Below are 14,893 nucleotides of genomic sequence, written 5' to 3'. Positions count from 1 at the left end.
GGAGGGTGTCCTTCGGCGGACCTTCGGCGGTGTCACGGTGTGCCCAGTTCGTTGTCGAGGAAGTCGAAGAGTTCGTCGTCGGTGGCGGTGCCCACCCGCTGTTCGACGTCGTCGGCGGGGCCGGTGGCCGGGCGCAGGGTCTTCAGCAGCTCCTGGAGCCGGTCGGCCACGGCGGTACGGGTGTCCTGGTCGGTGGCGCCGTCGCGGAGCGCGGCTTCCAGCCGGTCGAGTCCGGCCAGCGCCGCCGGGTCCGGTTCACCGGACCGCGGGCCGAGTTCGCCGTCCAGGTGGCGGGCGACCGCTCCGGCCGTCGGGTGGTCGAAGAGCAGGGTGGCGGGCAGGGCGAGTCCGGTGGCGGCGCCCAGCCGGTTGCGCAGTTCCACCGCGGTCAGCGAGTCGAAACCCACTTCCAGCAGGGGCTGTTCGGTGTCGATGGCGGCGGGGTCGGGGAATCCGAGGACCAGTGCCGCGTGGCCACGTACCAGGTCGGTCAGAACGCGGTCGCGCTGTGGGGCGCTGAGGCCGGTGAGCCGCCGCTGAAGGGCCCCGGCTCCGTCCGCTCCGGTGTCCTCGCCCACGGCGGCCCGGCGGACGGGGGTCCGTACCAGGCCGCGCAGGAAGGCGGGGACGTCCCCGGCCACGCCGCGGACGGCGATGGCGCCGGTGTCCAGCCGCAGTGGCAGCAGCACCGGGGCGTCCAGGCCGGTGGCCGCGTCGAAGAGGGCGAGTCCCTCGTCGGGGGTGAAGGCGACGATGCCACCACGGGCGATACGGGCGAGGTCGGCCTCGGTCAGCCCGCCGGTCATCCCGCCGGTGCCCGCCCACAGGCCCCAGGCCAGGGAGGTGGCGGGGAGGCCGCGGGCGCGGCGCCGGTGGGCGAGCGCGTCGAGGAAGGCGTTGGCCGCGGCGTAGTTGGCCTGGCCCATCCCGCCGAAGACACCGGCGATGGAGGAGAACAGGACGAACGCGGAGAGGTCCAGTCCCCGTTCGGCGGTGAGCTCGTGCAGGTTCACCGCGGCGTCCACCTTGGGGCGCAGTACCCGCTCGAGCTGATCGGGTGTCATATCGGCGATGACACCGTCCTCGATGACACCGGCGGTGTGCACCACTCCGGTCAGCGGCCGCGGCAGGGAGCCGAGCAGATCCCGCAGCGCCTGCCGGTCGGCGGCGTCGCAGGCGACGATGTCCACTTCCGCGCCGAGGGCGGCCAGTTCGGCGCGGAGGGAGTCCGCGCCATGGGCGGCGGGACCGCTGCGGCTGGTGAGGACCAGGTGGCGGACCCCGTGCTCACGGGCCAGGTGACGGGCGGTCAGGGAGCCCAGGGCGCCGGTGCCACCCGTGATCAGCACGGTGCCGTCGCGGTCCCACACGGTGTCGCGGCCGGGTACGGACCGGGGCACCCGGGCCAGCCGGGCGGCGAGCGGGGTTCCGGCGCGCAGCGCGATCTGCGGTTCGCCGGTGGCGAGGGCGGTGGCGAGGACACCGCGAGAGGCCGTGTCGCCGTCGGTGTCGAGGAGGACGAAGCGACCGGGGTTCTCGGTCTGCGCGGAGCGGAGCAGACCCCAGACGGCGGCGTGTGCCGGATCGGGTACGTCGTCCTCCGCGGTGGCGGGCACCGCGCCGGTGGTCACCACGGCCAGTTTCGTGTGCTCGTAGCGCGGGTCGGCGAGCCAGGCCCGTACGAGCGCGAGGGTGTGGCCGGTGGTGTCGCGGACGGCCTCGGCCGGACCGCCCGCCGCCTCGCCCAGGGCCGTCACGACGACGGCGGGTGCGGACGCTCCCGTGTCGATCGCCGCGCCGAGGGCGTCGAGGTCCGGATACACCCCGCACGGGGCCAGGGCCGTGGTGAGCCAGGCGGGGACGTCGGTGCCCAGGACCGCTGTCGCCCCGAGGGCGGGTGAAGTCGAGGCCAGGGCGGGCCATTCGAGGCGGTACATGTCCTGGTGGAATCCGGTGCGCGCGCCGCGTACCCCCTCGGCCGACACCGGCCTGAGCACCAGGGAGCGGGCGGAGGCCACCGGGGCACCGGTGGCGTCGGCCACGGTCAGGGCGACGGCGTCCCGTCCGCTCGGCGTCATCCGCAGCCGCAGCACGGTGGCTCCCGACGCGTACAGCCGCACCCCGCTCCAGGAGAACGGCAGCCAGCCCTGTGCGCTGCCGTCGAGGACACCGAAGGCCAGGGAGTGCAGCACGCTGTCCAGCAGCGCGGGGTGGAGCCCGTAGTGGCCCGCGTCCGCACGGTGGTCCTCGGGCAGCCGCGCCTCGGCGTACACCGTCTCGCCCAGGCGCCAGACGGCGCAGAGGCCCTGAAAGGCCGGGCCGTAGCCGAAACCACCCTCGGCCAGGCGCGGGTAGAGGCCGTCGGTATCGACGGACCGTGCTCCCGCCGGCGGCCAGACGGTGAGGTCGCCGGGGGTGTCCGGGTCGGTCGGTGCGCCAGTGGCGAGCCTGCCTCCGGCGTGCCGGGTCCAGGGGTCGCCGGGGGCGGCGTCCGCGGGCCGGGCGTGGACGGCGAAGGCGCGGCCGCCGTCGGCGCCGGGTGGCCGCACGGTGAGCTGGAGTGTCACGGCGGCGTCGGCGGGCAGGGCCAGCGGCGCCTCCAGGGTGAGTTCCGCCACCTCGGGACAGCCCATCCGCTCTCCGGCGTGTACGGCCAGTTCGAGGAAGGCGGTGGCGGGGAAGAGCGCGCCGCCGTACACGGCGTGGTCGGCCAGCCAGGGATGGGTGGCCACCGACAGCCGCCCGGTGAACAGGTGTCCGCCGGTGTCGGCGAGCGGGGAGCCCGCGCCGAGCAGCGGATGCCCGGCCGGGAGCAGCCCAGCGGCGGGCATGTCACCGGCGGGCGGGGTGGCGGGGAGCCAGTAGCGGGCGCGCTCGAAGGCGTAGGTGGGCAGGTCCGCGGGGCTGCCGGTGCCGGTGCCTTCGAACAGTGGCGCCCACCGGATGGGTACGCCGTGGACGTGCAGCCGGGACAGCCCGGTGGTCACCGCGAGCGGGTCCGGGGTGTCCTTGCGCAGCAGCCCGACCATGGCGGTGCCGTCGCCGGGGGCGGTCAGACAGTCCTGGCCGAGGGCGGTCAGCACTCCGTCGGGCCCCAGCTCCAGGAAGGCGGTGACACCCGCCGCTTCCAGCGTCCGTACGGCGTCCAGGAAGCGCACGGTGCCACGGATGTGGCGGACCCAGTGGCCGGGGCCCGCGAGTTCGGCGGGGTCCGCGAGGGCTCCGGTCAGATCGCAGACCACCGGGATCTCCGGTGTGTGGAAGGTGATGCGCTCCGCGACGGCGCGGAACTCCTCGAGCATGGCGTCCATATGCGGCGAGTGGAAGGCGTGGCTGACGTTGAGCCGTTTGACCTTGTGGCCCGCGGCCCGCCAGTGGGCCTCGAGCTCCGCCACCGCCCGTTCGTCACCGGACAGGACGGTGGCGGCGGGACCGTTGACGACGGCCACCGTGATCTCGCCCTCGCGTCCGACGAGTTGGGGCAGCAGGTCCGCTTCGGGGACGTTGAGCGCGGCCATCGCACCGCCGGGGGGCAGTGCCTGCATCAGCCTGCCACGCGCGGCCACCAGCGCGGCGGCGTCCGGCAGGGAGAGCACACCCGCCACATGTGCGGCGGCGAGCTGGCCGATGGAGTGGCCGGTGACGAAGTCCGGCCGCACCCCGTAGGACTCCACCAGCCGGTAGAGGGCCACGCCGACGGCGAACAGCGCGGGCTGGGTGAAGGCGGTGGTGTCCAGCAGCGCGGCGTCCTCGGTACCGGCGGTGGCGTGCACGACGGCGCGCAGCGGACGGTCCAGGAGCGGGTCGAACGCGGCGCACACCTGGTCGAAGGCGTCGGCGAACACGGTGGACCGCTCATAGAGCGCGGCGCCCATCCCGGGGCGCTGGCTGCCCTGTCCGGGGAAGAGGAAGGCGGTCTTGCCACCGCTACGGGCCGGGCCGGTGAGGACACCCGGGTGGGGTGAAGCGGCGGCCAGCGCCTTGAGCCCGTCGAGGAGTTGCTCGTGGTCCTCTCCGAGGATGGCGGCCCGGTACGCCAGGGCTCCGCGGCCGGTGGCCAGCGTCCGGCCGATGTCGGCCGGGTCGAGTCCGGGTGCGGTGGTGACCCTCGCCAGCAGCCGTTCCGACTGGACCCGCAGGGCCTCCTCGGTACGGGCCGACAGCAGCCAGGGGAAGCAGACGGCCTCGGTGGTGGGCGCCGGTCCCGCGGCCGGCTCCGCCGGGGCCTGCTCCAGGATGGTGTGCGCGTTGGTGCCGCTGACGCCGAAGGAGGACACCGCCGAACGGCGCGGACGGTCGCCGTCGGGCCATGTGGTGGTCTCGCTCAGCAGTCGGACGGCACCGGTCGACCAGTCCACGTACGGGGTCGGTTCGTCGATGTGCAACGTGGCCGGGAGGGAGCCGTGGCGCATCGCCAGCACCATCTTGATGATCCCGGCGATCCCGGCGGCGGCCTGACTGTGGCCGATATTGGACTTGAGGGAGCCGAGCAGCAGCGGCCGGTCCCCGGGCCGCCCCTGACCGTAGGTGCCGAGCAGGGCCTGAGCCTCGATCGGATCGCCCAGCCGGGTGCCGGTGCCATGGGCCTCGACGGCGTCGACGTCCTGCGGGGCCAGCCCCGCCCCGGCCAGTGCCTGGCGGATGACCCGCTGCTGGGACGGGCCGTTCGGGGCGGTGAGGCCATTGCTGGCACCGTCCTGGTTGACGGCCGAACCGCGGACGAGGGCCAGCACCGGATGGCCGTTGCGGCGGGCGTCCGACAGCCGCTCCAGGAGCACCAGGCCCGCGCCCTCCGCCCAGGCGGTGCCGTCCGCGGCGGCGGCGAAGGGCTTGCAGCGGCCATCGGCGGCCAGTCCGCGCTGACGGCTGAACTCGACGAACGCGCCCGGTGTCGCCATCACGGTGACACCGCCCGCGAGCGCCAGGGAGCATTCCCCGCCACGCAGCGCCTGGGCGGCCAGGTGGACGGCGACGAGCGAGGAGGAACAGGCCGTGTCCACCGTCACCGCGGGACCCTCCATCCCGAAGGTGTAGGCGATCCGGCCGGAGGCGACGCTGCCCGCGCTGCCGATGCCCAGATAGCCCTCGAACTCCTCGGAGGGTTCGGTGACCCGGGAGCCGTAGTCGCGGTAGCTGGAGCCGACGAACACGCCGCCGTCACCGCCGCGGACGGATCGCGGATCGATACCCGCGCGTTCGAACGCCTCCCAGGCCAGTTCCAGGAGCAGCCGCTGCTGGGGGTCGATGGCCAGTGCCTCCCGGGGGGAGATACCGAAGAAGGCGGGGTCGAAGTGGTGGGCGTCGTAGAGGAATCCGCCTTCACGGGCGTAGGTCCGGCCCACCCGCTCGGGGTCGGGGTCGTAGAGCCCCGCCAGGTCCCAGCCGCGGTCGGTGGGGAAGTCCCCGATGGCGTCCTTGCCGTCGGAGAGGAGCTGCCAGAACTCCTCGGGGGTGTCTGCCCCGCCGGGGAAGCGGCAGCTCATCGCGACGACGGCGACGGGGTCGTCGTCGAGGGCCGGGGCGGCGGTGGGCTCGGTGGTGACCGTCTCGGCCGTACCGGCGAGTTCCTGGTGGAGGTGGTCCACGAGGGCGGCGGTGGTGGGGTGGTCGAAGACCAGGGTCACCGACAACGGCACTCCGGTGGCCTGGGAGATCCGGTTGCGCAGCTCGACCGCGGTCAGCGAGTCGAAGCCGATGTCCTTGAACGCCCGCTCCGGTTCGATGGCGGCGGGGTCCAGGTGGCCGAGGACGGCGGCGGCGTGCGTACGGACCAGGTCGGTGAGGTGGCGGACGCGTTCGGTGGCGGACAGTCCGGCCAGCCTGCGGACGAAGGTGTCCGCCGCCTCCTCGGCACCGTCCCGGGAGGATCCGTCGGCCAGGGCGCGGCGTGCGTCGGGCAGCTCGCCGAGGACGGCGCTCGGGCGCAGTGCCGTGTAGGCGCGGGTGAAGCGGTCCCAGGCGATATCGGCGACGGTCAGCCGGGTCTCGTCGTCCTGGAGCGCCTGCCACAGGGCGTCGAGGGCGAGTTCGGGGTCCATGGCGGGCAGACCGTCCCGCACCAGCCGCTGGCCGACCGCGCCCGCGGCGAGGCTGTCGCCGCCCCACAGACCCCAGGCGACGGAGGTGGCGGGCAGTCCGCGGTCGCGGCGCGCCCGCGCCAGGGCATCGAGGTAGGCGTTGGCGGCGGCGTAGCTGCCCTGGCCGGTACCGCCGAGGGTGCCGGCGAGCGAGGAGAACATCACGAACGCCGTGAGTCCGGTGTGGTCCCGGGTCAGTTCGTCGAGGTGGCGCGCGGCGTCGGCCTTGGGGCGCAGTACCGCGGCGACGCGCTCCGGGGTGAGGGTGGCGAGCACCCCGTCGTCGAGGACTCCGGCGGCGTGGAACACGGCGCGCAGGGGGCGGTCCTCGGGGACGGTGGCGAGGAGACGGGCGAGGGCGTCGCGGTCGGCGGTGTCGCACGCGGCGATGGTGAACTCGGCGCCGAGGGCGCTGAGTTCGGCGGCCAGCCGGTCGGCTCCGGGGGCGTCGGGGCCGCGGCGGCTGACGAGGAGGAGGTGTGCGGTGCCGCCGTGGGCGAGTCGGCGGGCCAGGCGGAGGCCGAGGCGGCCGGTCGCCCCGGTGATGAGCACCGTGCCGTCCGGGGTCCAGGGCGCGCCGTCGTGGCCGTGGGGGGCGGTGGCACGGGACAGCCGCCGGGCGAACACTCCGGAGGCGCGGAGGGCGAGTTGGTCCTCGCCGTCCTGGCGCGTCAGGGCTCCGGCGAGCCGGGCGCGAGCCCGGGTGTCGAACCGGGCGGGGAGGTCGATGAGTCCCGCCCAGCGCTCGGGGTGTTCGATGGCGGCGACTCCGCCGAGTCCCCAGATGAGGGCATGGAGGGGGGCGTCGAGGGTGTCGGAGCGGCCCACGGCGACGGCGCCGCGGGTGGCGCACCACAGCGGGGTGCGCACCTCGGCGTCACCGAGCGCCTGGAGCAGGGTGGTGGTGCGGGCCAGCCCGGTGGGGAGCGCCGACCCTGTGGTGTGGGGGGTGTCGGCCAGGGCGAGCAGGGAGAGCACCCCCGCGGCGGGCTCGTCGTCGGCGAGGGTGCGCAGCAGAGCGGCGAGCGCCGGGCGGTCGGTGGTGTGGTCGAGTACGACGAGGCGGGTGGCCGCGCCGTGGTCCCGCAGGGCGGTCGGACAGTCGGCGATGGCGGGGTGGTCGGTGTCGGCCGGGACCACGACCCACCAGGTGCCGGTGAGGCGTCGGTCGCGGTCCTGGGGCAGGGCGGTCCAGGTGACGCGGTAGCGCCAGCCGTCCAGGGTGGCGCGGCCCCGGTCGGCGCGCAGCCAGCGGGAGAGGGCGGGCAGGACCGTGCCCATCGCGTCCCGGGTGTCCTTTTCCTCCACACCGAGGGTGGTGGTGAGCGCGTCGAGGTCCTCGTCCGCCACGGCGTCCCAGAAGCGCGGACGGGCGCCCGCCGTGGTGTCCGTGCCGATACCGGTCGCGGTGGGAGGTGCGGGCTCCAGCCAGTAGTGGCCGCGCTGGAAGGCGTAGGTGGGCAGTTCGCAGCGGCGGGCGCCGGTGCCGTCGAAGACGGTGTCCCAGTCCACCGGGTGGCCGAGCACATGGAGTTCGGCGAGGGAGGTGAGGAACCGCTCGCGGCCGCCCGCGCCACGGTGCAGGGTGCCCACCGCGCCGCCGGTGCCTCCGGCCGCCTCCAGGGACTCCTGGAGCCAGACGGTGAGGGCGGGATGGGTGCTGGCCTCGACGAACAGCCGGTGTCCGGCGGTGACGAGGGCGCCGACGGCCGTGTGGAAGAGCACGGGCCACCGCAGGTTGCGGTACCAGTACGCGGCGTCGAGACCGGTGGTGTCGAGCACATCGCCGGTCACGGTCGAGTAGAAGGGGATCCCGGCGGCACGGGGGGCGATTCCGTCGAGCGCGGTGAGGAGTTCGTCGTGGACCGCCTCGACCTGCGGGGAGTGTCCGGCGAAGTCGACTCCGGGGATGGGCCAGCACAGTACGCCGTCGTCGGCCAGCCGGATGTGGAGCTCCTCGAGCGCCTCGGGGTCTCCCGAAACGGTCACGGTGGCCGGGCCGTTCACGGCGGCGACACTCAGCCGTCCGGTCCAGGGGGCGAGCCGCCGCTCCACCTCCCGCTGCGCCAGCGGGACGTAGAGCATGCCACCGCGGCCGATCAGCGCCCGCAGCGCCTTGCTGCGCAGGGCCACGACACGGGCGGCGTCCTCCAGCGACAGGGCTCCCGCCACACAGGCGGCGGCGATCTCCCCCTGGGAGTGGCCGACCACGGCGGCGGGCTCGACGCCGTGGGAGCGCCAGACCTCGGCCAGGGACACCATGACGGCGAACAGGACGGGCTGCACCACATCGACCCGGTCCAGCGGTGGCGCGCCGGGGGCTTCGGTCAGGACGTCGAGGAGGGACCAGTCGGTGTGCGGGGCGAGGGCCTCGGCGCAGGCGGCGAGGTGCTCGGCGAACACCGGTGAGGCATCCAGGAGTTCGGTGGCCATTCCGGGCCACTGGGAGCCCTGACCGGGGAAGACGAACACCGGTCGTGGGTCCCGGGCCGCGGTGCCGCGGACGGCTCCCTCGCCGGGCCGCCCGTCGATCAGGGCGTCCAGTCCGGCGAGGAGGGTGTCCCGGTCACCGCCGACGACGGCGGCCCGATGCTCGAAGGGGGTCCGGGTGGTGGCCAGCGAGTGGCCGATATCGGCGGGTGTAGGACCGGGGTGCTCGGCGAGGCCGAGGTGGGCGCGCAGCCGCAGTGCCTGGTCGCGGACGGCGTCGGCGGTGCGCCCGTACAGGACCCACGGCACACAGCGGTCCAAGGTCGCGGGCGCGGGGTCCGGCAGTTGCGGCTCGGTGGGCGGCTGTTCGACGATGACATGGGCGTTGGTGCCGCTCAGCCCGAAGGAGGACACCCCGGCGCGCCGGGGGCGGCCGTCCTCGGGCCATGGTGCGGACTCGGTGAGCAGCCGCACCTCACCGGCCGACCAGTCGACGTTCGGGGTGGGCGCGTCGATGTGCAGGGTGGCGGGGAGCCGTCCGTGCCGCATGGCGAGCACCATCTTCATCACACCCGCGACACCGGCGGCGGCCTGGCTGTGGCCGATGTTGGACTTCAGGGAGCCCAGCAGGAGCGGTCGGCCCTCGGGGCGGTCCTGTCCGTAGGTGGCCAGGATTGCCTGGGCCTCGATGGGGTCGCCGAGGGTGGTGCCGGTGCCATGTGCCTCCACCGCGTCGATGTCGCCGGGGGCGAGCCGGGCGTCGGCGAGCGCTTCGGTGATGACACGCTGCTGGGCGGGCCCGCTGGGGGCGGTCAGCCCATTGCTGGCACCGTCCTGGTTGACCGCCGAGCCGCGCAGGACGGCGAGCACCGGATGGCCGTTGCGCCGGGCGTCAGAGAGGCGTTCGAGGAGCAGCAGCCCGACCCCCTCGGCCATGCCGAACCCGTCGGCGTCGGCGGCGAAGGACTTGCAGCGGCCGTCGGGGGCGAGCCCGCGCTGGCGGCTGAAGCCGGTGAAGGTCAGCGGGGTGCCGATGACGGTGGCGCCACCGGCCAGGGCCAGTGCGCATTCGCCGCGCCGCAGGGCCTGGGCGGCGAGGTGGACGGCGACGAGCGAGGAGGAGCAGGCGGTGTCCACCGTCAGCGCGGGGCCCTCCAGACCGAGGGTGTAGGCGACACGGCCGGACAGGACGCTGGTGGAGATGCCCGCGACGAAGAGCCCTTCGAGTTCGTCGGGGACATCGCGCATACTGCCGCCGTATCCCTGGTAGGCGGCACCGGCGAAGATTCCGGTGCGGCTGCCGCGCAGGGTGGCGGGGTCGATCCCGGCCCGTTCCAGCGCCTCCCAGGAGGTTTCCAGCAGCAGTCGCTGCTGTGGGTCCATGGCGAGGGCCTCACGGGGCGAGATACCGAAGAACCCCGCGTCGAAGCGGCCCGCGTCGTAGACGAAGCCACCCGTGGCCGCGTAACTGGTGCCGGGCCGTTCGGGATCGGCGTCGTAGAGCGCGTCGAGGTCCCAGCCACGGTCGGCGGGGAGTTCGGCGATCGCGTCACGGCCGTCGGCGACGAGCCGCCACAGGGCTTCGGGAGTGTCGGCGCCACCGGGGTAGCGGCAGCTCATTGCGACGATGACGATCGGATCGTCGTCCGCGGCGGCGGCGCGGAGCACCGGTGGCGTGGGCGACGCCGCCCGCTCGCCGAGGAGTTCGGCCCGCAGATGGCGGGCGAGGGCGGTGGGCGAGGTGTGGTCGAAGACCAGGGTGACGGGGAGGGTGAGACCGGTGGCGGTGGTGAGCCGGTTGCGCATCTCCACCGCGGTGAGCGAGTCGAAGCCGAGGTCGCGGAAGGCGCGGTCGGAGGCGATCGCGTCGGCCGAGTCATGTCCGAGCACCCCGGCGGCCTCGGTGCGGACGAGGTCGGTGAGCAGGCGTTCGCGCTCGGCGCCGGCCAGTTCACGCAGCCGGGCGCGCAGCGGTCCGGCGGCCAGATCACCGTCGGATGCGTCCGTGGCGGTGGCGGGCTCCAGTACGGCGCGGGCCGCGGGCACCCCGCTGATGAGCGGGCTGGGGCGGCCGGTGGTGAACACCGGGGCGAACCGGCTCCAGTCGATATCGGCGACAAGGACCAGGGTCTCGTCGTGGTCCAGCACCTGGCCGAGGGCGGTCACACAGGTGGCGGGCGGCATGAAGACGACGCCCTGGGCACGCAGTTGTTCCTCGACGAGGTTGGCCGCCATACCGGCGCCGTTCTCGGGGCTCCAGATGCCCCACACCACGGAGGTGGCGGTCAGCCCCCGGGCCCGCCGGTTCTCGGCGAGCCCGTCCAGGTAGGCGTTGGCGGCCGCGTAGGCGCCGTGGATCGCGCTGCCCCAGACCCCGGAGATCGAGGAGAACAGGACGAACGCGTCGAGGTCGGCCCGGTCGAAGAGGCCGTCCAGAAGCGCGGCGCCGCCCGCCTTGGCGGACAGGGTGTCGGCGAACTCCTCGAGACAGGTGTCCGCGAGCGGAACGAGTGAGCCACCGCCCGCGGCGTGCATGACCGAGCGGATCCGGCAGCCATCCGCCTCCAACCCCACCACCAGCGCGGCCAGTTCATCCCGGTCGGTGATGTCGCAGGACACCACGGTGGTGCGGGTGCCCAGCGCGGTCAGCTCCTCGCGGAGCTCGGCCGCGCCGGGTGCCTCGGGCCCGCGACGGCTGATCAGCACGAGGTGTTCGGCGCCGTCGCGGGCGAGCCAGCGGGCCACATACGCGCCGAGGCCACCGGTTCCGCCCGTGATCAGGGTGGTACCGCGCGGGGTCCATGAGCGCCGGGGTGCCGCGCCGCCCAGCGGGGCGGGGACCAGCCTGCGGCCGTAGGTGCCCGTGTCGCGTACGGCCACCTGGTCCTCGTCGCCGGATCCGGCGAGCACGCCGGTGAACCGGGCGGCGGTGCGGGCGTCGAGCACCGGGGGCAGGTCGACAAGCCCGCCCCAGCGACGGGGATACTCCAGGGCGGCCACCCGGCCCAGGCCCCAACTGGCGTTCTGGGCGGGGCTTACGGCCGTGTCGGCCGCGCCGGCGGAGACCGCGCCGCGGGTGGCCCACCACAGCGGAGCGTGCGGCCCGGCCTCGTTGAGCGTCTGGACGAGGGCGAGGCCCAGAGCGGCTCCGACCGGTACCGACGGATGGTCCGGATGCGGCCGCTCGTCGGTCGCCAGCAGCGACAGGATGCCCATGGGCGCTTCCCCTGCGGTGGCGAGGGCGCCGGTGAGCTTGGCGGCCAGATGCCGGGGGGCGGTGTCGGTGTGCTCGAGGGCGATGGACGCCACGGCGGCCCCGGCGTCCTGGAGCGCCTCGACACAGGCGATGGTCCACGCGTCGTCGAGGAGCGCGGCGGGCAGCAGAACGAGCCAGGTGCCGGAGAGCCGGGACACCGGCGGGTCGGTAAGGGGTCGCCAACCGAGGCGGTAGCGCCAGGACTCGACGGTGGCCAGTTCCGCGCGCCGCTCCCGCCAGGTGGCGAGGGCGGGCAGCACGGCGCTGAGCGGTTCGTCCGGGCCGACGCCCAGGGTGGCGGTCAGCCGCGGCAGATCGCCGGTACGGACGGTCTCCCAGAACCGGTCCTCCTCGGGATCCACCGCCGGGGCCGGGGCGGCTTCGACGGGCGTGGTGTACTCCAGCCAGTACCGGCGCCGCGAAAAGGCGTAGGTGGGCAGGTCGGCCGCCGGGCCATGACCGTCGAACACCCGTGCCCAGTCGGGTGAGAGGCCACGGGTGTGGGCCTCGCCGACGGCGAGCAGGAAGCGGTCGAGTCCGCCCTCGTCCCGGCGGAGGGTGCCGAGCACGGCGACCGGGTGTTCCGTGGCGGCGGCCTCGACGGTCTGCTCGACACCGAGGGTGAGCACCGGGTGCGCGCTGGTCTCGACGAAGAAGCCGTAGCCCTGGTCCAGCAGCGCCCGTACGGAGCCCTCGAAGCGGACGGGTTCACGCAGGTTGCGGTACCAGTAGGCGGCGTCCAGTGTGCTGGTGTCACGCCACGCGGCGTCGACGGTCGAGTAGAACGCCACCGTCGAACGCGTCGGAGTCACACCGGCCAGCGAGGTCAGCAGGGTGTCCCGGATCTGCTCGACCTGCGCCGAATGCGAGGCGTAGTCCACGGGCACCACCCGGGCGGTGATGTCCTGGGCGACCAGGTGGCCCACGATGGCTTCAATGGCCTCGGTGTCCCCCGCGAGCACCGTGCTCGACGGCCCGTTGACCGCCGCCACCGACAACCGCTCACCCCACGGCTCCAGATGGGGGCCGAGCTCCGCCGCGGACAACGGAACCGATGCCATCCCGCCACGCCCGGCAAGCACCCCCAGGGCGCTGCTGCGCAAGGCCACCACCATGGCCGCGTCATCCAGGCTGAGCGCCCCGGACACACACGCCGCCGCGATCTCCCCCTGGGAGTGCCCGAGCACCGCGTCCGGCTCGACACCGTACGAGCGCCACAGCGCGGCGAGCGACACCATCACCGCGAACAGGGCGGGCTGCACCACATCGACCCGGTCCAGTGGCGGAGCGCCCGCGGCACCCCGCAGCACCTCCGTCAGGGACCAGTCCACATGACGTGACAGCGCCCGCTCGCACTCCGCCATCCGGGCCGTGAATGCCGGTGCGGAGTCGAGCAGTTCGACCGCCATACCCGCCCACTGGGCCCCCTGGCCGGGGAAGACGAACACGGTCTTGCCCGTGGCTCCGGCCCTGCCGCGGACGACGCGGGGCGAGGGGCTCCCGGCGGCGAGGGCGGCCAAGGCGGTGCTGAATCCGTCCCGGTCCCCGGCCACGATGGCGGCCCTGTGCTCGAACGCGGCGCGGGTGGTGGCCAGGCCACGGCCGATGCGCCCCTCTTCCGTCACGGTGTGCTGGACATGGGCGAGCAGGGACGCGGCCTGCGCGCGCAGAGCGTCCTCGGTGGGCGCCGAGACCACCCACGGCAAGGGGCCGGTGGCGGCGATCGCGGCCGTCGGCTCCGGTGTCCCGGGGTCCTCTTCGAGGACGAGGTGCGCGTTGGTGCCGCTCACCCCGAACGCGGACACCCCGGCCCGGCGCGGGCGGTCACTCGCCTCCCACGGTCGGGCCTCGGTGAGCACCCGCACCTCGCCCTCGGCCCAGTCGACGAAGGGGGTCGGCTGGTCGATGTGGAGGGTCCGCGGCAACCATCGGTGGCGCAGGGCCAGCACCATCTTGATGACGCCGCCGACGCCCGCGGCGGCGGACGTGTGCCCGATGTTCGACTTCAGGGAGCCGATCCACAGCGGCCGGTCCGCCGCCCGGTTCCGTCCGTAGGTGGCCAGCAGGGCCTGGGCCTCGATGGGATCGCCGAGGCGGGTGCCGGTGCCGTGTGCCTCCACCGCGTCGATGTCGCCGGGGGCGAGCCGGGCGTCGGCGAGCGCTTCGGTGATGACACGCTGCTGGGCGGGCCCGCTGGGGGCGGTCAGCCCATTGCTCGCGCCGTCCTGGTTGACCGCCGAGCCCCGGATGACGGCCAGGATCCGGTGGCCGTTGCGGCGGGCGTCGGCGAGACGTTCCAGGACGAGCACTCCGGCGCCCTCGGACCAGCCGGTGCCGTCCGCGGCCGCGGCGAACGCCTTGCACCGCGCGTCCGCCGACAGGGCCCGCTGGCGGCTGAAGGCGACGAAGGCGTCAGGGGTGGCCATCACCGCGACGCCACCCGCCAGCGCCAGTGCGCACTCCCCGGAGCGCAGCGAGCGGACGGCGAGGTGCAGGGCGACCAGCGACGAGGAGCATGCGGTGTCGACGGTGATCGCCGGGCCCTCCAGACCGAGGGTGTAGGCGACCCGGCCGGAGACCACGCTGGTGGCCGTGCCGGTGTCCAGCAGACCCTGGAGTTCGGGGAGGTGGCGCGAGCCGCTGCCGTAGTCGTTGCGCATGGCGCCGATGAAGACACCGGTCCTGCTGGAGCGCAGCGCGGTGGGGTCGATGGCGGCCCGTTCGACGGCCTCCCACGCGGTCTCCAGTACAAGGCGCTGCTGTGGGTCCATGGCGAGGGCTTCACGGGGCGAGATGCCGAAGAAGTCCGCGTCGAAGTCGCCCGCGTCGTGCAGGAATCCGCCGTGCCGGGTGAAGGAGGTGCCGGGGTGGTCGGGATCCGGGTGGTAGAGCGCCTCGGCGTCCCAGCCGCGGCCGCCGGGCCAGGTGGTGATGGCGTCGGTGGCCTCGTCGAGGAGTCGCCACAGCCGTTCGGGGGTGTTGACGCCACCGGGGTAGCGGCAGCTCATGGACACGATCGCGATGGGATCGTGCCGGGCGTCCTCGGCCTCCCGCAGCCGTCGCCTGGCGTCTCCCAGGTCCGCGGTGGCGCGCCTGAGGTATTCGAGGAGCTTGTCGTTTTCCGGCATGT

1 protein-coding gene is annotated in these 14,893 nt (G+C 74.4%); it reads right to left on the bottom strand.

The features are described 5' to 3' along the window. Positions 1–32: 32 nt before the first annotated feature. Complete coding sequence (locus tag AB0C66_RS19015) at positions 33–14,891, bottom strand: type I polyketide synthase (protein WP_362439408.1); 14,859 nt, start codon at positions 14,889–14,891, stop codon at positions 33–35. Positions 14,892–14,893: the final 2 nt, after the last annotated feature.

The organism is Streptomyces sp. NPDC048636 (assembly GCF_040650655.1).
GTDB lineage: Bacteria > Actinomycetota > Actinomycetes > Streptomycetales > Streptomycetaceae > Streptomyces.
Note: the sequence above shows the minus strand (reverse complement) of the source record. Positions and strands in the feature narration are given on the sequence as shown.